Source organism: Pedobacter sp. 01N310, assembly GCF_056399805.1.
The window spans coordinates 218,315-238,814 of sequence record NZ_JBFTSB010000006.1; the positions used below are offsets into that span (position 1 = coordinate 218,315).

The following is a 20,500-nucleotide window of genomic DNA, read 5'->3' on the forward strand; positions in this document are numbered from 1 at the left end:
GAGAAATAGAAAATGCCTAAACCTGTTATTGCCATATTTGATGTTGGGAAAACGAATAAAAAACTGTTTCTGATTGATGAAAACTACAGTATTGTTTACGAACGGTCTGCACGTTTTGTAGAAACAGTTGATGAAGATGGCGAACCATGCGAAAATCTCGAAAGCCTGCGTTCATCAGTTTACGATTCCCTGCATCAGGTTTTACAGTTAAAAGAGTTCGATATTAGGGCCATAAATTTTTCTACTTATGGTGCCAGTTTTGTTTATCTCGATGAAAACGGCGATCCCCTGACACCACTTTATAACTATTTAAAAGAATACCCCGAAGAGCTTAAAAAAGCATTTTATGCAAAATACGGAGGTGAGGAGAAGATTTCCTTAGAAACGGCCTCGCCAATCTTGGGCAGCTTAAATTCAGGAATGCAATTGTATCGCCTGAAAAACGAAAAGCCCGAAATATTTAAAAAAGTGAAGTGGGCTTTACACCTGCCTCAATATTTAAGTTATTTAATTACGGGTAAGGCCGTGGCTGATATTACCAGCATAGGCTGCCACACCCAGCTTTGGGATTTCAATAAAAGTGAATACCATAACTGGGTTACTACCGAAAAAATCGATGAGAAATTTGGTGCATTTACCCCTGCAGATTCCAGCCTGAAAACTGATTTCGAAGGGAGCAGTGTAAAGGTTGGTGTAGGTTTGCACGATAGTTCTGCAGCACTGATTCCCTATCTGGCCAATTTTAATACACCGTTTGTGCTCATTTCAACAGGAACCTGGTGTATCAGTTTAAACCCTTTCAACCAGGAACCTTTAACTGCCGAAGAACTTAAACAGGATTGCCTGTGTTACATGCACTTTAAAGGCAAAGCGGTAAAGGCTTCACGTATTTTTGCTGGTTATGAGCACGAGGTACAGCTTAAGCGTATAGCAGAACATTTCGATCGTGCCGCCTATCTGTTTAAACATTTGAAGTTTAATCCTTCAATGATTTTGAAACTGGCCAATAAAATCCCTGAAAACCAACAGGAGCAACAGGGCTTTTCAGCAAATTCTGCTTTCCCGGAGCGTGATCTGAACCTCTTTCAAACGGCAGAAGAAGCCTATCACCAATTAATTTTTGATCTGATCAAACAGCAGATTTACTCGTTAAAGCTGATTTTAAATGCAGGTGTGAAAAGAATTTTTGTAGATGGTGGTTTCGGTAAAAATGCAATTTATATGCATCTTTTGGCTACTTCTATTCCAGATATTGAGGTTTATGCCTCTTCGGTTTCGCAGGCTACGGCGATAGGAACGGCCTTAGCAATAAATGATGCCTGGAACGAAAACCCTGCACCAACGGATATGATCCAGTTAAAATACTATTCTGCTATACAACGTACACTAGATTTTTAGGAATTTCCTTATATTAGGAATTTCCTATATCAATATAACCATTTTGAAACCAGAAGATTTAATCCCCTACATTAACGTCGACGAGTATTCGTCGACGCCAAAATACAAGCAGTTAACCAATGCTATTTTGGCCGCAATTGAAAGTGGTAAACTTCTGAAAAATAGTTTATTGCCGTCTATCAATGAACTGAGCTTCAGTTTGGAAATGTCGAGAGATACCGCTGAAAAAGGTTACCGCAACCTCCGGAAACTTGGGGTAGTAGATTCTGTACCGGGTAAGGGTTATTTCATCATCAATACCGATTTCTCACGTAAACTAAAAGTTTGTCTGCTTTTTAATAAACTCAGTACGCACAAAAAGATCATTTACGATTCGTTTACAAAAACATTGGGTGAGCGTGCTGCGATCGATTTTTATATCTACAACAATGATTTCGCACTGTTTAAAAAAATGATCGTTACCAAACGTGATGATTATTCGCACTTTGTAATTATTCCACATTTTTTAGAAGGAGGCGAAAATGCACACGAAATTATCAATACCATTCCAAAAGAAAAACTAGTTATCCTTGATAAATTGTTGCCAGGAGTAACAGGCGATTATGCTGCGGCTTATGAAAACTTTGCACAGGATATTTACGCGGCTTTAGAACAGGCTTTAGACCGGCTATCTCATTACCGGACCTTAAAAATTATCTTCCCAAAAAACAGCTATTTTCCGCACGAGATTCTAACCGGTTTTTATAGGTTCTGCCAGCAATATGCTTTCGATCATAAAGTAATTCATAACATTAAAGACGAAGAAATTAATCCTGGGGAAGTATACATTAACCTCATGGAAGATGACCTGGTAACACTCATTGAGCGTTTAATTGCCCAAAAACTTAAAATCGGGAAAGATGTTGGCGTAATTTCTTATAACGAAACGCCTTTAAAAAAGATTATTTTGGATGGGATTACCACCATTTCGACTGATTTTAGCGAATTGGGCGCTCAGGCCGCTGAATTTATTCTCAACGGAAAAACTGAAAAGATAGCAGTGCCTTTTTATTTGAACTTGCGTAAATCGCTGTAGTACGCGGTTAGTTCGTCATCTCGACTGAAGCACAGTCCCGAACTTTCGGGAGGGAGATCTATTTTGACAGATTTGCTTCGCAGAGCCTTCGGGTTCTCGACTGCGTTGCACCCCATTACCATCTACAAATTTAAATAAAAAGGGTCGTCATTGCGAGGAACGAAGCAATCTTAATGCTCACGCTAGTAGCGATCGTTGTAAGATTGCTTCGTCGGCTGAAAAAGCCTTCTCGCAATGACGACTCCTCGCTGCCTATTAATTCGCTAAAATCGCACTGTCATTTATATTGGTTTTTATGGAATAAATTTTCCCTCGAAATGACAATTCTCTTGATTAATTGTGCATAAAAACCTAAAAAGAGGTTTTAGCTAAAACTTATTAATGATTACTTTTATCACTTAGCTATTTTAGTTTAAATGAGTGAACAGGTAACCGCGCATCTAGTATCAGAACAAAATCCTTACGATTATATTTTGACGGATTTTAACCTGAAAAATCTGAGCCAGATTGTTATCCTCAAACATTTGAGCGGATTGATCCATACTGATGTTAAGGGCTTTTACCAGCTTTACCCTGAACAGATTGAAATCGATTTTGCAGCCTTTAGCGATGAGGCCTCTGGATTGCCCTTCCCAATTGTTCAGGTACAGCAGCACTCAAACTCCGTAAAACTTTCTTGTCGTTGCGCCACGCCGAAGCATAAATTGTGTGAGCATCAGGCAAGGGTTTTGTACAATATCCTTCAACGTCAGGATCTGCTCATTTTTTTCGACAGCAACTTACGGAAGCAAAAGCTTGCCAAAATTGCACTCGATTACGGATTGGAAAAAGAAGAGAATCTTGATCTTCTGTTTAATCTCCGCTACGAAAATGGTCAGGTAGATGTCCGCCCAAAGATGGATGCTCTCCAGGCATTCAATAAAGAAGCTCAGCAAAATTTACAGGAACTTTTACTACCGGCAACCAAAACCAAAGTACAGGCTAAAAACGATCGGGGTAAAATGATCCTTGTTTTTGGGCAACACCGCTATTACAACAATTTAACGGTAGAATTATTCGAGGCCGAAACCACTAAAAGTGGTAAGGTTAAAAACCCGATAAAAGGAATCAATCCGGCTGATTTGCTTTTTAAAACAAATGATAACAATCAGGTAAAGTTTTATAGCGGCATTACCACTTTTCAACAGAATTACAATAGCGATCAAAGTGAGGCAGAAATTGAAGCTTTAAAAGCGATCGTTAAAAATCCTGAGCAGATCCCTTTTTACCTGCAGGATAGTAAGCAATCTGTCGCTATTCAAGCGTCGACCATTACAGCAGTTGATGTACATTTATTAGAAGTAGATCTGCGTCTTTCTGTAAATCAACGCGATGATTATTACGAAATTACCGGACGGTTAATTATCGAAGGAAAATCTTACGAGTTGGATAACCTGGTATTGGTACACCAGTATTTTGTTAAACTTAAGAATCAACTTTATTTAATTGGCAGATTGGATTTTCTACGCGTAATCGGGTTTTTTAAAAAGCAGAGCAACAGATTAATCCTGCACAAAACAAAATATCCTGAGTTTCAGAAGGTTATTTTGGTACCTTTAGAGGGAAGTATTCACGTAGATTATTCTTATTTAAAACCGGCTACCAAAAGCCAGATCGAAGAAAAAGGTTTTGATCTCGAAAATGAACAATTGATCTACCTGTCAGAATCAGAAGATTATATTCTCCTCACGCCGGTAATGCGATATGGGAACCTGGAAATACCTGTGCTGTCTAAAAAACAGATCCAGGCGCAGGATAAACTGGGTAACCTTTTTACCTTACACCGTGACGAAAATGCTGAACTTCAGTTTATTGGAAACGTGTTGAAACAGCATCCTTATTTCTACGATCAGGAAACCAACGATTCTTTTTACCTGCACCGCAAACGGTTTCTTGAAGAAGCCTGGTTTCTCGAAGCTTTTGAGGTATGGCGCAATAAAGGCATTCATATTTTAGGTTTTAATCAGCTTAAAAACAATAAACTGAGCGAATTTCAGGCTAAAATTAATATCGAGGTTTTAAGTGGAACAGACTGGTTCGAAACCAAAGTAAAAGTGAAGTTTGGCAAACAACAGGTTGCGCTCAAGCATCTGCATAAGTCGATCAGGAACAAAAGTAAGTTTGTAACGCTTGATGATGGAACCCAAGGCATACTACCGCATGAGTGGATCGAAAAATTCGCTGCTTATTTTAGTGCCGGTGAAGTAACTGAAGATGCCATTCTTACACCAAAAATTAAGTTTGCTTCGATAAACGAGCTTTATGAAGATGCTTTATTGGATGGTGATGTGCAGAATGAATTGAAACTTTATAAGCAAAAATTCGAAGGAACGGATTCGATTCAAGAGGTAGAGGTGCCAAAAGGTTTAACAGCAACGCTACGTCATTACCAGAAAGACGGTTTAAACTGGCTCAACTTTTTGGATGACTTTAATTTCGGTTCTTGTCTGGCAGATGATATGGGGCTGGGTAAAACCATTCAGGTTTTGGCTTTCATTTTATCGCAGCGCGAAAAAGTAAAACACAATACAAATCTTGTGGTTGTTCCGGCTTCGTTAATATTTAACTGGAAGGCCGAAGTGGAGAAATTTGCCCCGTCTATAAAGGTAAAAACCATTTATGCTGGCGAAAGGACTAAAACCACTGATACTTTCGATGATTACGAAATCATTTTAACCTCTTACGGAACGCTGCTTTCTGATATCCGTTTCTTAAAGGATTATCGCTTTAACTATATCTTTTTAGATGAATCGCAGCTGATCAAAAATCCAGATTCGCAGCGTTATAAAGCTGTTCGGATGCTGCAATCGAGGAATAAAGTAACCATGACAGGAACGCCGATTGAGAACAATACTTTTGATTTATATGGCCAGCTGTCATTCGCTTGTCCGGGTTTGTTTGGCAGTAAACAGCAGTTTGCCGATTTATATTCAACCCCGATCGATCAGTTTAAGGATAGCAGAAGGGCAGAGGAACTTCAGCAAAAAATAAGACCTTTTATTCTCCGCAGGACCAAAGAACAGGTGGCGAAAGAACTTCCCGATAAAACAGAAATTGTACTCTATTGCGAAATGGGAGCAGAGCAGCGCGAAGTGTACGAAGCGAACAAAAAGGAAATTCAAGATTTTATTCTGGGTAAACAGGAAGATGAGCTGCCTAAAAGTTCGATGCATGTGCTGAAAAGTATTACCACTTTAAGGCAGATCTGCAATTCGGCCGCATTATTGGCAGATGGGAAATCGTATTTACAGGCTTCATCAAAAATTGATGTGCTGATGGAGCAGATTGAGAGCAAGGCCGGAAAGCATAAAATCCTTGTTTTTTCTCAGTTTGTAACCATGCTCGATCTGATTAAAAAACAATTGGAAAAACGTGGCATTAAATACGAATACCTTACTGGGCAAACCCGTAAAAGAGCCGAAGTAGTTAGCTCATTTCAACAAAACGCAGATATTCCGGTCTTCCTGATCAGTTTAAAGGCTGGTGGTACCGGATTGAACCTTACCGAAGCTGATTATGTTTATCTGGTTGACCCATGGTGGAACCCTGCTGTAGAAAACCAGGCCATAGATCGGGCCTATCGGATCGGCCAGCATAAAAATGTAATGGCTGTGCGTTTAATCTGCCCTGATACTATTGAAGAGAAAATTATGAAACTTCAGGCCACTAAAAAAGACCTGGTTAAGGATCTGATCCAGACGGATGGAAGTTTATTCAAGAATTTGACCAAGAAAGAATTATTGGGCTTGTTGAGTTAAATCATCCATGTTGTCATCCTGAGCCTGTCGAAGGACCATGCTGATGAATCTAGTTTTGGTTCGTGGAGGCACCAATGTGCCTTATTTGATCGTCATTTCGAGCGGAGTGCAACATAGCCGAGAAATCTATCGACCTTAATTCGATTACTATTTATTCATGGTCATAATTTTTAGCCTCTTTAACTTACGCGATCGTCATGTTGTCCCGAACATTCGGGATCAGCATCTTTCTTGCAAAATAGACCCTGAAATAAATTCAGGGTGACGAACGTGAGACGAGATTTCTAAATCCCAACCTCAAACGTATAACTCAAAAATTCCGGTACATTAACACTTTCCACAATTTTCCAATCTTTCTTTTCTGCAATAAAATCAGGTTCGGCAAGCCCTGTGGTTTTGGCTGCATTAATATAGAAATCCATTTTTGCAGGATGGTTTGGTGAGCAGGCATTGTAAGTTCTGCCGAATGCCTGTTTTTCCAAAAGCTTGACCGCAATCCCTACAGCATCTGTTTGGTGAATCAAGTTTACGGGAGCTAAACCATTCGGTACATTACTTTTTCCGGCAAAAAACCTCCCAGGGTTACGGTCAGGGCCAATTAAGCCCGCAAAGCGGATCACTGTGCAGTTTTCGGGAAATAGTTCTTTAAATAGAATTTCTGCAGCTAAAACGACTCTTCCTGAATCAGTATCAGGATGTGTCTCGCTGGTTTCATTTACTATTTTGTTTTCATCAGCGTAAACACTCGTCGAACTGATCAATACCACATGTTTCGATTTATCTTTCGCTGCTGCCAAAATTGAATTGATCTTTTGGGGATAATCAAGAAGTTCAGTCGAATTGCGTTTTGGCGGAATACAGATAAACAAGGTATCGGCCTCAAAAAAAGCTGGATCGGCCACTACCGCTTCTGCCGTAAAGTTGACTAAAAAAGGCTGGATATTTTCGGACTGCAGTATTGCTAGTTTCTCCCGGCTTGTGGTAGAACCCTTAACGGTATAACTTAACCCGATCAGTTTTTTGGCTAAGGCCAAGCCGAACCAACCACAGCCTAAAACCGATATGGTTTTAATGCCGTTTTTATGTGTCGTATTATCTTGAATCATTGGCGCTAAAGATAAATAGTTAGCTTTATAATTTGCCCTGATTCATGTCAATTCTGCTTTTTATACATGGTTTTCGATAGTTTTAAAATCCCATCATAATAAGGTGTAGGTTTGAAATTAAATGCCTTTTCAAATTTGGTAGAATCGAAATGATAATCATGATCGTACTGATAGTACATTTCTACAGTACCCGAAACTATCTTTTTAAATAAACCTACTAAACGTAGCATCAGTTTATTAATGGTAGAATATTGAGGTTTGGTTTCATAAATTTTTGCAGCCATTTCTATAAAAGCTTTCCCTTTTAAGGGAGCCGCGGTTGGCAGGTGCCATATCTGGTTGCCAGAATCGGGTGTTTGGCCTAACAGAAATAAAGCTTTTCCAGCATCTTCAATGTAAGTAAAACTGTGTAGTCTATTTGGGTCTCCTATCCATTGAGCTTTGTTTTTCTTGGCAAACTTATCGAGTACCATCATGTCAAAAAAGCTGTTCATCGAATCTGCTCCGTAAAAATCTGCAGCACGGGCAATGGTTACATTTATTTTACCCGCTTTCGATTCGCTCATTAATTGTTCGGCTACCTTTGCCCTTACTTCTCCTTTTAAGCTACAGGGATGGTAAGGCGTATCTTCTGTCATTGGGCCATTTATCAGGCCATACATATAAACATTATCAAAAAATATCAGCCTTGCGCCTGTACGTTTAGTTAAGTTAATTACATTCTGAATAATAACCGGCCATTGTTCTTGCCATACTTTGGCATCGTAAACCAAACCGGCGCAGAGGTATATTACTTTCGAACCTTCGGCTGCTGCGAAAAGGTCAGCTTCATTTAATAAATCGGCCTTAACCCAGCTTGCATTCGGGTTGCTTGTAGAAATTGGTTTTCGGCTAACCAATCTAATGGTTTCGTTAGTATTGCTTAATTCTCTGGTCAGTGCGTTTGCTGTTGGTCCGCCGGCGCCAAGTATAGTGTGCATATCTTCGTTTTTTAATTAGTTCAAAGTTATGCCGTATGGAACGATGAAAACGTTAACAAAAGATAAGGTTTAAATTTAATCCTTTAAAATGAGTGTACGTTTACGGATACGCGAGAGTGAAACAGGGGTAATACCTAAAAAATTGGCGATATAGTGTTGTGGAACACGCTGGAAAATATCTTTTGCAGTTTTTTCAAGCGCAGTATAACGCTCTTCGGGGCTTTGGATAACAAAAGCATTAAGGCGGTCTTCAAAACAGCAGATGTAATATTCAGCAACCAGACGGCCAAACCGTTCCATTTTCAGCCCCAGCACGGGGTGGTTTAACATTTTCTGAAGATCGGCGTAAGCAATAAGAACAAGTTGGGTTTCCTCCAGGGCCTGAATAAAGTTTGTACTCGGTACTCTTTTTACAAAGCTTTTATAGGCACTTACCAGCTCATTTTCAAAACAAAAATAACCAGTAATTTCTTGTCCGTCTTTAACATGATAATGCCTTACAGCACCCTGAATAATAAAGGCAATATAATCGCATACTTTCCCTTCAACTACAAAATGTTCCTTTTTCTTTAGGGTAGAAAAACTGAGGTGCTGAGTTAAGATTTCCCATTCGCTTTCTTCAAAAGTTACGAATTTTGCTAAACCGGTTCTAAAAGCATTGATTTTAAATTGTTTATCCATATCAATAATTAAGTGCAACTTAAAGGTACAGATTAATCAAGAATGGTGTTATCCTTTGTCCAGATTATAACACGCTCTGCAACGTGGCTCATAACTTTCCTTTTCGCCTAGTAGTACGGTCGCTTCATCAGCAACTGTACGGTAACTGTATAGGGCTGGGTTTCCACAGCAAACACAAACGGCATTTACTTTGGTAACATGTTCGGCAATGGCCATTAAAGCAGGCATGGGCCCAAAGGGTTTGCCCGTAAAATCCATATCCAGGCCAGCAACAATAACCCGTATACCTTTAAGGGCGAGTTTATTGCAAACGTCAGGCAGCTCATCATCAAAAAACTGCGCTTCATCTATACCAACCACCTGTGTATTGGTGCCAAGTAGTAAAATGGCCGAAGCGCTATCAACAGGGGTAGAGTTTATGGAGTTCAAATCGTGCGAAACCACAGCAGTTTCATGGTAGCGGGTATCGGTACGGGGTTTAAAAATTTCGACATTCAGTTTAGCAATCTGGGCTCTTTTTAATCTGCGGATCAGTTCTTCCGTTTTACCAGAAAACATAGAGCCACATACCACCTCTATACTTCCCGAAAATTCGCCCCTTCTTCTAAAATTTTGTTCGCTAAATAACATGCCTCTTTTTTTATTCCCCTATGTCTGTTCTATAATTTTTAAACCGAACAAATATGAGAATATTGCATGATTTTTGGCTACTAAGTTACCAACATGATAATTAAGTATTTAAATATGATTGAATTAATATTGCTTATGTTTTAATGAAGGAATCTTTAGGGATATTTTTATTTATACTTGAATTTAGTCTGAAAAAAAGCTATAGATTTATTAAAACTGTGTATTTGAGCATGTAAAGAATTCGACATTGCAGCTATCGTATCTTTATTCAAATCTGTATCATTTATTTTGTCAAATGTTTCATCAGATAAGTTGTTGATTTCCATATCTTCTAAATATTTGATATACCCACCAATTGTTAAACCATCACTAAATATTTCTAAATCGCCATGAACCAATGAATAGTCTTTTAGCTCCGCAATTAATGATCTTATTAGCTTTTGGGATGTACCGAATTGTGCAGCTAAGGCCAACTTAGATTCATGTAATTCTTTCGTAGGCAAAAAATTAAATTGATAAATGGCATACCCAATTCCAATTACCGCACACATTCCCGAAATAGTTTCCCAATTCATCTTACAGTTTTTTAATTCCCAATTGCATCAAATTCAAACTAAAAATCTTTTTTCCCTGCTTAACGGTGTCAGTAACAAAAAGAATTTGGCTGTTACTCCTGTAGCCGGTTATGCCTTTTTCCTTTATCTCTTGAACGAAGCCCTTTGATTTTGCCTCCTTAACAATGGACTTTAATTCACTTCTATTATTAGTCGTATATATACATACCTTAGAGGTAGACAGATCGGCTATGCGATATGAGCTTGTATCATTTTGATCGATATGTTTATAGGTTAAGCTAATAGAGTCACCTTTTTTAAATTCGTAACCTAATTTTTTGAAGTATGACGTTTTTAACTCTGACTTTAAGTTTAGTGTTTCTTGAAGGATTGTCAGGCTAGGCAAGGTCTTTTGTTTAGTGTCCGAGCAGGAAGTGACCAAAATTAAGCTTGAAACGATGAGGGCGTATTTAAATTTCATATTACTAATATAATGATTTGATCATATATTGAATCGGTGACTAAGTACTTAAACATTCTTTATAAATTTTCTGTTATAATAACAGAACTACTTAAGTATGCTTTTTATAATATTACCGAATGAAATTAAATGAGAATTATGTGTTATTTTTGAACACATAGTTACCAACATAAATCGACTAAAAATTCGTTTTAATTTTATGATGAACCAACAGGATATTTTCAGAAAGATCGGCAGCATTTTAACAGAATTAAATGAGCAATATCAGTTTTTAGCTCAAAATCCTCAGCAATTAAACGATTTGGAGCTGGAGCTTTTTCTGGCCAATGCCCATTTTCTTTCCGATCATGTGAATGTCGTCAAAAAATTAAACACCATAGTAGAAGATAAGCCTGCTGAACCTGGAAATCATGCTTTGTTGGCCGAACAAAATACCATTATACTGCCCGAAGTTGAAAAAAGTTATGTAGAAGATGATGAGTGTTTCGATCCGCAGGAACTGGAAGAAGTTGCTACTGCTCAGGAAGAGGAAGAACGTGTGGATGTGAAGCCCGAACAGGAAGTGCTGGATGATGAAATTATTGAAGAAGAAAAAGCTGCATCGCTTTTGAATAAAGATTTCTTTAAGCCAGACCAGGATGATCATACTTTTGAATTTGTATTGGGTACACACGATGAAAACGACCAGTTCGATTATGAAGCGAAATCTGTTGAAGAAATTTTCGATCGCCCTTTAAGCAAAGAAGAAGCTGAAATTTTAGCACGTAAAAAGATAATTCACGAAAAGGAAGAAACTTTATCTGTTCAGGAAGAGCCTACACCAACTGAAGAAGATGAAATTGGCCCTGAACCTTTTTTAATTCCACAGGAAGAGGAGGAAGAACCTTTAGTAATTGCCGAAGAAGAACCTGTTGCAGTTGTTAAAGAAGTAGAACCGGTTGCTGTGCCAAGTGAGCCTATTGAGGCACTGAAAGATGTGAAACTGGATGATCCCATTATTTCGCCGCCTGTTGAACAGGAGCGCCCCTTGTTTAGGCCTGAAGCAGTTCCGGTAAAACCATCTCCACAGCCTGAGGCGGCTAAACCTGCACCAAGTTTAAATGATCTGCTTGCCAAAACAAATGGTAAAAGTGATGAGCCTGTTAAAGCACCTATTGCCGATTTAAAGCAGGCGATTAGTTTGAACGAAAAGTTACTTTTTATCAAGGATCTTTTTAATGGGTATAATCTGGCCTATTCGGAAGTAATTGATATCATAAATAAGATGAGCAGTTTCGAAGCGGCAGATAGCTACCTGCAGAATAATTATGCGGCGAAAAATAACTGGGCCAATAAACAGGCTACAGTTGATCAGTTTTACGAGTTGTTGAACCGAAGGTTTAGTAGGTAGAAGCGATAAGCGTAAGGCGTTTAGCGCCTGGTCTTACACCGCGCATCGTCATACTGAACTTGTTTTACTGCGTAGCTTTCCGCTTCGCTACAGGTCAGTATCCATTAGGCCCTGAAAAATACATTACCAATTACAGAGTTCTAAAATCAGTCGTCATTTCGACTGGAGCGCAGTCCCGAACATTCGGGAGAGAAATCTTTGAACAATTTTAAAGATCTCTCCTCCAAAGGATTCCTTTATAACACTAAGGTCGACATGACGAGACCTCACAGCCTGTTCTCGGCACTCTAATGTTTTTCTAAAAAGCTGAAGACTCAGGATGACGCATATCAACTCTGGCCTGATTATAAATGAACCATCCCAATTTTGTAAATCATTAGGAAATGATTGTTCAGCATTTCATTGGTGCTGTAGTCCCACCACTTCAATCTTTTTGTAAATTTACCTTTAATGGAAAATATGATTTTTCCAAAAAGGATTTCCGTTAAGTTGGGTTTATTAACGCAAACCGGTAGGACAGAACTGCCCGCCTAAACCCGATAAAAGCGAACACGAAGCCCGATTTAAGCATTGCTGTTTATTGTTTTTTGGTATGCTTGCTTGTTTCACAGGTTTTATCGGGAGAAGTAAAGCGGTTAGCGGGAATACGCATTGATTTTAGAAGAACTTTTGCTTTCCAGTAAATAGATTTTCGGCCTTAACCTAACCTTAAGATTGCTTTTGCTTTGGAATGACGAATTCCTTTTAATATATCGACTCCAGACTAAGGACTCCCGACTTAAGACTAAATAAATCCCATCCGGTTAGAGTCCAGCTTTAAAAAGATGAACAGTAAGATTGTAAAACTCCATAACGACGAACCACCATAACTAATTAAGGGTAGGGGAATCCCAATTACGGGAATAATACCAATCGTCATCCCGATATTGATAAAAACGTGGAAAAAGAGGATACAGGCTACGCTATAACCATATACCCTGGAGAATGTAGATCGTTGCCTTTCTGCTAAATTAACCAATCGGAGTAGAAGGAACATATACAAACCTATCACTACAGAACAGCCCATAAATCCCCATTCTTCGCCGATGGTAGAGAAGATGAAATCGGTACTCTGCTCTGGTACATAACCATATTTAGTTTGTGTGCCCTGTAAAAATCCACGGCCGGTTGCCTGCCCTGAGCCTATGGCAATCTGCGATTGAATTACATTATAACCCGCACCTTTATTGTCAGTTTTAAGCCCTAACATTAATTCGATACGGCTACGTTGGTGGGGAGCTAAAACTTTTTCGTAGGCAATTTTTATTAAAAACAGATAGCCAATAGCGAAAACGGTTACCAAAACAGTAGAGAAGATTATTTTTTGTTTTCTTCTGTTGTTGTAAATGAAAAGGCCAGCAATTGTGGTAATAATGATGATTAAGATATAGGTAGGGACCAGAAAATCGGCAATAAAGAGCACAATCATTCCCAAAAATATCAATAGAAAATAACCTGATAAACCTTCACGGTATAATGGAAACATAAATGCAAGAAACACCAATGCCGAACCCGTATCGGGCTGAAGCATAATTAACAATAGCGGTGCACCCACGATTAATCCTGCAATCATAATTGATTTAACATCCCGGAATTTGGGGTTAAATGCCCCTACATATCTCGCCAAAAGCAAGGCTGTGCCAAACTTTGCAAATTCGGCAGGTTGAAGTTTAAAGGATCCTATTGCAATCCATGCCTGGTTCCCCGCCACTTTGTTCCCGATTACCAATACGGCCATTAACAACAGCAGTGTGCCGCCATAAATAAAAGGCGAGAAGACATTGAAAAGCCTTCCATCAAACAATAAGATAGATAAGCCTAAAATTAAACCAGTGATGATGTAAATTAGCTGTTTGCCGTAAAGCGTGCTAAAGCCAAACACCGCTGTGTGTTCTGGTGGAACGGAAGCATAAATATTGATGAAACCAATAGCGCATAAGGCGATATAGATTAAAACAGTAATCCAATCTACATTAAAGAAAAAACGGTTTCCCTGTTGCTGCTGCATTTTATTTCTGGATTACAGGTTTATCGATGATTACTGATTTTAATTCTTTAGGTTTTGTAGTAACCGTCTGTTTTATCGTTGCCGATTTAATTCTCAAACTATCTTTTATCCTTTTGGTTGAATCTGCTTTTTTAAGCAACAGACTATCTGCCTTCGTTAATTTGATCTTTTTTGTTTTGTCGATTAATAAAGGAAGCAGGTTTTGATTCTTCATCCACTCTACCTGAGCAGCTCTTCCACCGCTAACACTACCTTTCAGGTATTTTTCGATCATATAACTGGCTATCGGCGCTGCATAGGTACTGCCAAAACCCGCATTTTCGACAATTACTGCAATAGCAATTTTCGGATTATCTCTTGGGGCAAAACCTATAAACACAGAGTGGTTTTTTCCGTGCGGGTTTTGTACCGTTCCTGTTTTTCCACAAAGTACTATATCAGGAATCCGTGACAGTATGGCCGTTCCCCAGCTGGTGTTTACGGCATCCTGCATACCATCAATTACGGATTCGAAATGTCTGGCATCTACACCTACATAATTTTTAACTACATATTCTTTTTTAACCAGATTTTTATCGCCTATACCTTTAATTAAGTGCGGTTTAATGTAATAACCACGGTTAGCAATAATAGCCATGGCATTTGCCATTTGTAATGGGGTAGCGGTAATCTCACCCTGGCCAATAGCCTGTGAAATTACGTTGGTATAACCCCATCTTTTACCATAAATTTTATCGTAATGGTCTGCGGTATAAAAATAGCCCTTTCTTTCATAAGGCATATCAATGTCGAGCTTTGATCCGAAACCAAATTTAGCCACTTTATCGCGCCATTCCTGATAGGTTTGTCTTTGGTTTTTCATCCCGTTTTTGGTAATTAACTTTTGAAAAACATAACAAAAGTAAGTATTACAGGAACGGGCTATGCCTCTTCGTAAAGAAATTGAGCCATCAAAGTGTTCGCATTTAATTTTTCTATTTCCAGCCTGATAATAGTGCGGACAAAAGAATGTGGTATTGGGATCTATTACGCCTTCTTGTAGTCCAATTAGCGCATCAACAGGCTTAAACGATGACCCAGGGGGATAGTAACCCATTATTGGTCTTACTAAAGATGGGCGGTATGGATTGCCCACAATAAATTCCATGTAATTGTTCCCTTGATTTCTGCCAACCAAAAGATTTGGATCATAGCCCGGACTACTTACCAGTGAAAGAATTTCCCCGGTAGCAGGCTCAATCGCTACAATTGCCCCAACCTTGTTCATCATCAGCTCTTCACCCAGTTTCTGAATCCTCATATCAATGCCCGAAATTAGTCGCTCGCCCGAAACTGCATTGATATCATACTTTCCATCAGCATAACTGCCTTGGGGGGTATTGTGCACGTCATAAATTGTATTTACAACGCCCTTTTCTCCCCTTAAAACTTCTTCGTATGATTTTTCCAGACCACTTTTTCCCTTATAATCGCCTGGCTTGTAAAAGCCTTCAGATTTGGCAATATCGGCACTGTCTACCTCTTTTACATAACCAAATAACTGTCCTCCAACACTATCGGGATAATGGCGTATGGTGCGGTCCTGAGTTGAAAAACCCGGAAAACGGTACATAATTTCCTGTAAACGAGCATAGCTCTGAACTGAAATCTGTTTAACAAAAGGTGTGGCCTGATAGTTGGATTTAGCCTTGGCCTTACGCATAAATTTGCGTGCGTCCGCTACCGAAATCTCGAGTGCTGCAGCTAAGGTAACCGTGTCAAATTCCTTTACTTCGTTGGGAATAACCATTAAATCGTAAACAGGTTCGTTCTGTACAATAACCTTCATGTTCCGGTCTAGAATAGCACCACGTGCAGGGAACTTGAATTTCTTTTTTAATACATTACTTTCTGCAGAAATAAAGGCCTTGTCGCTAATAATCTGGATATAAAATAACTTCCCCAATAAAATCAGGGCGATTACAATAAATAATCCTTGAACGATATATTTTCGGTTAAATAATTGATCCATTAGCGTGGTGTTCTTCTATAGAATATAAACTCTACCAATAAAATAATAAGCAGTGTAAAGATACAACTTAAGCCGCATCTCATTAAGGTGTAACCAATTTCGGTTAGCCTAAATGTTTCTAGAAAGAACAGCACCAGGTGGTGTGCAACAACGCAAAGAAAAGCATAAAGTGAAAACCATTGAAAACCCATATAACTTAACGATGGTTCTGGGTCGTCAATTGCGTCGCGGTTTAAACTTATCGATATAAAGGAAATCCTTACAAAAGCCAATACCACGCAAGCCGTAGCATGTACGCCCATGGTATCGTAAAAAGCATCGAGTGTTAAGCCTGTTCCAAAAGCCAATAAGTACAACAAAATATTGGGGATTCCGAATGGAAGCAGGAGCAAAAACAGCACATAGATAAACGGTGTGGAAAGATCATAAAAGCCCATGTTTTTGAGCAGGAAGATCTGCACAAAAAGGAGTAAAAACCACCTGATCACATTTACAATTATGATTCTACTATTCATTCGGTTTAACTAAGCTTTCCAAAGCCTTTTGCTCTTCGGCTTTTTTATCTTTAACCACATATACATATTGCAATGTGCTAAAATCTGTAAATAAATTTAATTCTCCTGATAAGAAATTATCATTGGTGGCTACGTTGGCCTTGCTGATTTTTCCGACTAAAATTCCGGCTGGAAATGCTGCATAACCCGAGGTTACAACCGTATCGCCCACATACATTTTAATATGGTTGGGCACCTCTTTAACAAACGCTTTTTTAATATCGAAATTTCCATCTCCCCAAACTAATGACCCAAGCGCATTGTTCTTTTTCAGGGTTACACTAATTTTAGTGTCTTTATGCAATAGCGATTGTATGGTGGCCAGATGGGCCGAAACATCACGGATAAAGCCGACCACTCCGCGTTGAGGCGCAATAACGGCCATACCACTTTTAATGCCGTCAACAGTGCCTTTATTAATCGTCATTACATTGTTGCGTAAAGTGATCGAATTTTTAACCACTTTGGCAGCCAAATAAGTGTATTGCTGATTGGTAACCGTATCTACCACTTTAACATCCTTTGTCGTATCTACCGTAGTTAATCCTAGTAACTGGCTTTTAAGCTTGGCATTTTCGGCCGCAAGGCTATCGTTAACCATACCCAGATTTAAATATCGTTTAAAAACATTTAATCTTTCGTATGCGGTACCTACTACCTCATTGCTTGAGTTTAAAGTTACGCTACGCTGATAGGAGTTGTTTTTCACCGTTAGATAAATCCCTACGATAAAAAAAATGATAAATAAGAAAAATGCGTTGTATCTGCTGATGAAAATCCAAAGGTTACGCATTGCTCATGAGATATGAGATGTAAGATATGAGATATGAGTTTGGATAATTAGTCTCAAATCTCACATCTCATATCTCAAATCAAGGTTATTGCATTAAGAATTTATATCCGCCAATGTTTTTAAGGGCGATGCCGGTTCCACGAACTACTGCACGAAGCGGATCTTCTGCAACGTGAACAGGTAATTTGGTTTTAGCAGCTACACGTTTATCTAAACCTCTTAACAATGCACCACCACCGGTTAAATAAATACCAGTTTGGTAAATATCTGCCGAAAGCTCTGGAGGCGTAATCTCTAAAGCTTTTAAAATTGCTTCTTCAATTTTAGAGATCGATTTATCTAAACAGTGGGCAATTTCGGTATAAGAAACAGTGATCTGTTTTGGTACACCAGTCATTAAATCGCGACCTTGAACTGCGAAATCAGCAGGAGCATCCTGTAATTCAGGTAAAGCTGCACCAACTTCAATTTTAATTTTCTCAGCGGTACGGTCACCAATCATAATGTTGTGTTGGCGACGGATGTAATTTACAATATCAGAGTCGAAGTTATCTCCCGCAACGCGGATTGATTGATCGCACACAATACCTGATAAAGCGATAACCGCAATTTCTGTAGTACCGCCACCTATATCGATAATCATGTTACCCATTGGCTCTTCTACATCAATCCCGATACCTACGGCAGCTGCCATTGGCTCATGAATTAAGTATACCTCTTTTGCACCGGCAATTTCAGCTGAATCGCGTACTGCACGTTTTTCTACTTCAGTAATACCGGATGGAATACAGATTACCATACGTAAAGATGGGAACATCCATCCTTTACCGCCATTAAGCATGCGGATCATGCCTTTAATCATCGCTTCTGCAGCGTTGAAATCGGCAATAACACCATCTTTTAATGGACGAACGGTTTTAATATTATCGTGGGTTTTACCCTCCATTTGCATTGCCTGACGACCTATAGCAATGACTTTGTTTGTAGTACGATCGAAAGCAACGATAGATGGCTCATCTACAACTACTTTGTCGTTATGTATAATCAGGGTATTCGCAGTGCCTAAATCGATGGCAACTTCTTGCGTAAACCAGTTAAATAATCCCATGTATAAGGTATGTTTTCTTTATTTTATCAAATCTATACTATTCCTAATGTAAAAATAGCTTTTTTATTGTTTTAAGTTTTATTTTCTTCAGTTATTAAATTGTTTTTAAGGCAATTAAAATGTTCAGAAAATAAAGAGCTAAAAGAACAAAGCTAAAAGACTAAAGTTTTAAGCCATTAAGCTTTATAAGAATCTTCACTTTAAGCTTTAGTCTTTCGGCTTTAAGCTTGATTAGTGTTTAAAGTGTCTTACCCCAGTGGTTACCATTGCAATGCCTTTTTCGTTTGCTTTAGCAACAGAATCAGCATCTTTAATCGATCCACCTGGTTGTAGCACAGCTGTAATTCCGGCTTCGGCAGCAATTTCAACACAATCAGGGAAAGGAAAGAAAGCATCAGAAGCCATAGCAGCACCTTTAACGCTGAATCCGAAAGCCGCTGCTTTTTCAATCGCTTGTCTTAAGGCGTCAACACGCGAAGTTTGACCAACGCCGCTTGCAATTAAAACATCATCCTTAACCAAAACAATGGTGTTCGATTTAGTATGTTTTACAATTTTGTTGGCAAAGAATAAATCTTTTAACTCTTGTGCAGTTGGTGCTTTATCGGTTACGGTTGTCATTTGTTCAGGACCTTCGATAATTAAATCTTTATCCTGCTCAATTACACCGTTTAATAAGGTTTTAAATTGTTTTTTGCTCAACTCAACCTCGTTACGTTGTAAAATAACGCGGTTTTTCTTTTTGCTGAATAACTCAATTGCTTCTGCTTGGTAAGAAGGTGCTATTAATACTTCAAAGAAAAGATTGTTGATTTCTTGAGCCGTTTCTAAATCTACCGCAACATTGGTAATCAATACACCACCAAAAGCAGAAACCGGATCGCAGGCCAATGCATCAATCCAGGCTTGTTTAACAGTAGGGCGGGAAGCAATACCACAAGCGTTTGTATGTTTTAAGATTGCAAAAGTTGGATCTTCAAATTCGTCGATCAATGCAACAGCTGCATCTACATCTACCAGATTGTTATAAGAAAGTTCTTTACCATTCAATTTGGTAAACATGGCGTCTAAATCGCCATAGAATACACCACCTTGATGAGGGTTTTCGCCATAACGCAAAGTTTTAGCTTCTGTTACGCTTTGTTTGAAAACATCAAGAGGCTCTTCTGTATTGAAATAATTAAAAATTGCAGTATCGTAGTGTGAAGAAGTGTGGAAAGCTGTTTTAGCGAACGATTTACGTTGTGCTAAAGTAGTTTCACCATTTTGGGCTTCTAATTGGGCTTGTAAAGTAGGGTAGTCGTTTTTCGATGCGATAATCACCACATCGTTGAAGTTTTTCGCAGCTGCACGGATTAAGGAAATACCACCAATATCTATTTTCTCGATAATTTCTTCTGGTGTTCCGCCTGCTTTTACGGTTTCTTCAAAAGGGTATAAGTCAACAATAACCAAATCAATTTCAGGGATCTCATATTCAGCAATCTGCTCCTGATCTCCCGCTAACGCTCTACGGTTTAAAATTCCACCAAATACTTTCGGATGTAGGGTTTTAACACGTCCGCCTAAAATAGATGGATAACCTGTTAAATCTTCAACCGCCGTAACCGGAAGATTTAAATCTTTGATGAATTGCTCTGTTCCACCGGTAGAAAATAACTGTACCCCTTGCGCGGCCAACAATTTTACCAATGGCTCCAAACCATCTTTATAATATACTGAGATTAAAGCGTTTTTGATTTTAATGGATTGACTCATTCTACTGAAAATTTTGAGCCGCAAAGGTAGTAAAACAGGATTGTTTTTTAATGAGATTTACCTATCAATATTAAATTTTATTCCACTATATATAATAAGGTATATTCATTTGCCAGGTAAGCTCTCCTAAAGCCTGA

General features: G+C 38.8%; 16 protein-coding genes. 4 read left to right on the forward strand and 12 right to left on the reverse strand.

Features of this window, described 5'->3' with window-relative positions; all coding sequences use genetic code 11:
• Positions 1–12 precede the first annotated feature (12 nt).
• The 3 genes from AC1DNH_RS14625 (at position 13) to AC1DNH_RS14635 (ending at position 6,270) form a co-directional block, all read left to right on the forward strand.
• Positions 13–1,398: an FGGY-family carbohydrate kinase gene (locus tag AC1DNH_RS14625; RefSeq protein WP_477625469.1), complete on the forward strand. Its 1,386-nt coding sequence runs from the start codon at positions 13–15 to the stop codon at positions 1,396–1,398.
• A 43-nt stretch (positions 1,399–1,441) separates the two neighbouring features.
• The gene (locus tag AC1DNH_RS14630) at positions 1,442–2,473 is read left to right on the forward strand and encodes a GntR family transcriptional regulator (RefSeq protein ID WP_131030893.1); all 1,032 of its coding nucleotides are present in this window, start codon (positions 1,442–1,444) and stop codon (positions 2,471–2,473) included.
• A gap of 416 nt (positions 2,474–2,889) precedes the next feature.
• Positions 2,890–6,270, forward strand: a complete 3,381-nt coding sequence (locus AC1DNH_RS14635; RefSeq protein WP_477579462.1) for a DEAD/DEAH box helicase — start codon at positions 2,890–2,892, stop codon at positions 6,268–6,270.
• Between the two features lie 284 nt (positions 6,271–6,554).
• On the opposite strand, the gene AC1DNH_RS14640 is transcribed toward AC1DNH_RS14635, so the two are convergent.
• The 6 genes from AC1DNH_RS14640 to AC1DNH_RS14665 form a co-directional block, all read right to left on the reverse strand.
• Positions 6,555–7,376, reverse strand: a complete 822-nt coding sequence (locus AC1DNH_RS14640; protein WP_477579460.1) for an SDR family oxidoreductase — start codon at positions 7,374–7,376, stop codon at positions 6,555–6,557.
• 47 nt (positions 7,377–7,423) lie between these two features.
• Positions 7,424–8,356 carry an NAD-dependent epimerase/dehydratase family protein gene (locus AC1DNH_RS14645; protein WP_477579458.1) on the reverse strand — a complete coding sequence of 311 codons (933 nt, stop codon included), beginning with the start codon at positions 8,354–8,356 and terminating at the stop codon, positions 7,424–7,426.
• Positions 8,357–8,431: 75 nt separating this feature from the next.
• Complete coding sequence (locus AC1DNH_RS14650; protein WP_477608746.1) at positions 8,432–9,037, reverse strand: Crp/Fnr family transcriptional regulator; 606 nt, start codon at positions 9,035–9,037, stop codon at positions 8,432–8,434.
• A gap of 48 nt (positions 9,038–9,085) precedes the next feature.
• Positions 9,086–9,667, reverse strand: coding sequence for a thymidine kinase (locus AC1DNH_RS14655; RefSeq protein ID WP_057932507.1), 582 nt, complete (start codon positions 9,665–9,667; stop codon positions 9,086–9,088).
• A 167-nt stretch (positions 9,668–9,834) separates the two neighbouring features.
• Positions 9,835–10,242 (reverse strand): hypothetical protein, encoded by a 408-nt coding sequence (locus AC1DNH_RS14660; protein ID WP_477579454.1) that lies wholly within the window; start codon positions 10,240–10,242, stop codon positions 9,835–9,837.
• A 1-nt stretch (position 10,243) separates the two neighbouring features.
• Positions 10,244–10,702 carry a hypothetical protein gene (locus AC1DNH_RS14665; RefSeq protein ID WP_477579453.1) on the reverse strand — a complete coding sequence of 153 codons (459 nt, stop codon included), beginning with the start codon at positions 10,700–10,702 and terminating at the stop codon, positions 10,244–10,246.
• 199 nt (positions 10,703–10,901) lie between these two features.
• Between AC1DNH_RS14665 and AC1DNH_RS14670 the strand changes: the two genes are divergently transcribed.
• Positions 10,902–12,092 (forward strand): hypothetical protein, encoded by a 1,191-nt coding sequence (locus tag AC1DNH_RS14670; RefSeq protein ID WP_477579451.1) that lies wholly within the window; start codon positions 10,902–10,904, stop codon positions 12,090–12,092.
• 784 nt (positions 12,093–12,876) lie between these two features.
• Here AC1DNH_RS14670 and rodA read toward each other — a convergent pair.
• The 6 genes from rodA to purH all read right to left on the reverse strand — a co-directional run bounded on the left by rodA (position 12,877) and on the right by purH (position 20,363).
• On the reverse strand, positions 12,877–14,139 hold the full coding sequence (gene rodA, locus AC1DNH_RS14675; protein WP_477579450.1) for a rod shape-determining protein RodA: 1,263 nt from the start codon (positions 14,137–14,139) through the stop codon (positions 12,877–12,879).
• Position 14,140: 1 nt separating this feature from the next.
• Positions 14,141–16,150, reverse strand: a complete 2,010-nt coding sequence (mrdA, locus tag AC1DNH_RS14680; protein WP_477625470.1) for a penicillin-binding protein 2 — start codon at positions 16,148–16,150, stop codon at positions 14,141–14,143.
• The gene (locus AC1DNH_RS14685) at positions 16,150–16,665 is read right to left on the reverse strand and encodes a hypothetical protein (RefSeq protein ID WP_029277298.1); all 516 of its coding nucleotides are present in this window, start codon (positions 16,663–16,665) and stop codon (positions 16,150–16,152) included. The genes mrdA and AC1DNH_RS14685 overlap by 1 nt, the downstream gene beginning before the upstream one ends.
• On the reverse strand, positions 16,658–17,497 hold the full coding sequence (mreC, locus tag AC1DNH_RS14690) for a rod shape-determining protein MreC (RefSeq protein WP_477610390.1): 840 nt from the start codon (positions 17,495–17,497) through the stop codon (positions 16,658–16,660). Before mreC ends, AC1DNH_RS14685 begins: the two co-directional genes overlap by 8 nt.
• Positions 17,498–17,582: 85 nt before the next feature.
• On the reverse strand, positions 17,583–18,605 hold the full coding sequence (locus tag AC1DNH_RS14695) for a rod shape-determining protein (protein ID WP_010601761.1): 1,023 nt from the start codon (positions 18,603–18,605) through the stop codon (positions 17,583–17,585).
• A gap of 231 nt (positions 18,606–18,836) precedes the next feature.
• Positions 18,837–20,363, reverse strand: a complete 1,527-nt coding sequence (gene purH / locus AC1DNH_RS14700; RefSeq protein WP_230145384.1) for a bifunctional phosphoribosylaminoimidazolecarboxamide formyltransferase/IMP cyclohydrolase — start codon at positions 20,361–20,363, stop codon at positions 18,837–18,839.
• Positions 20,364–20,500 lie beyond the last annotated feature (137 nt).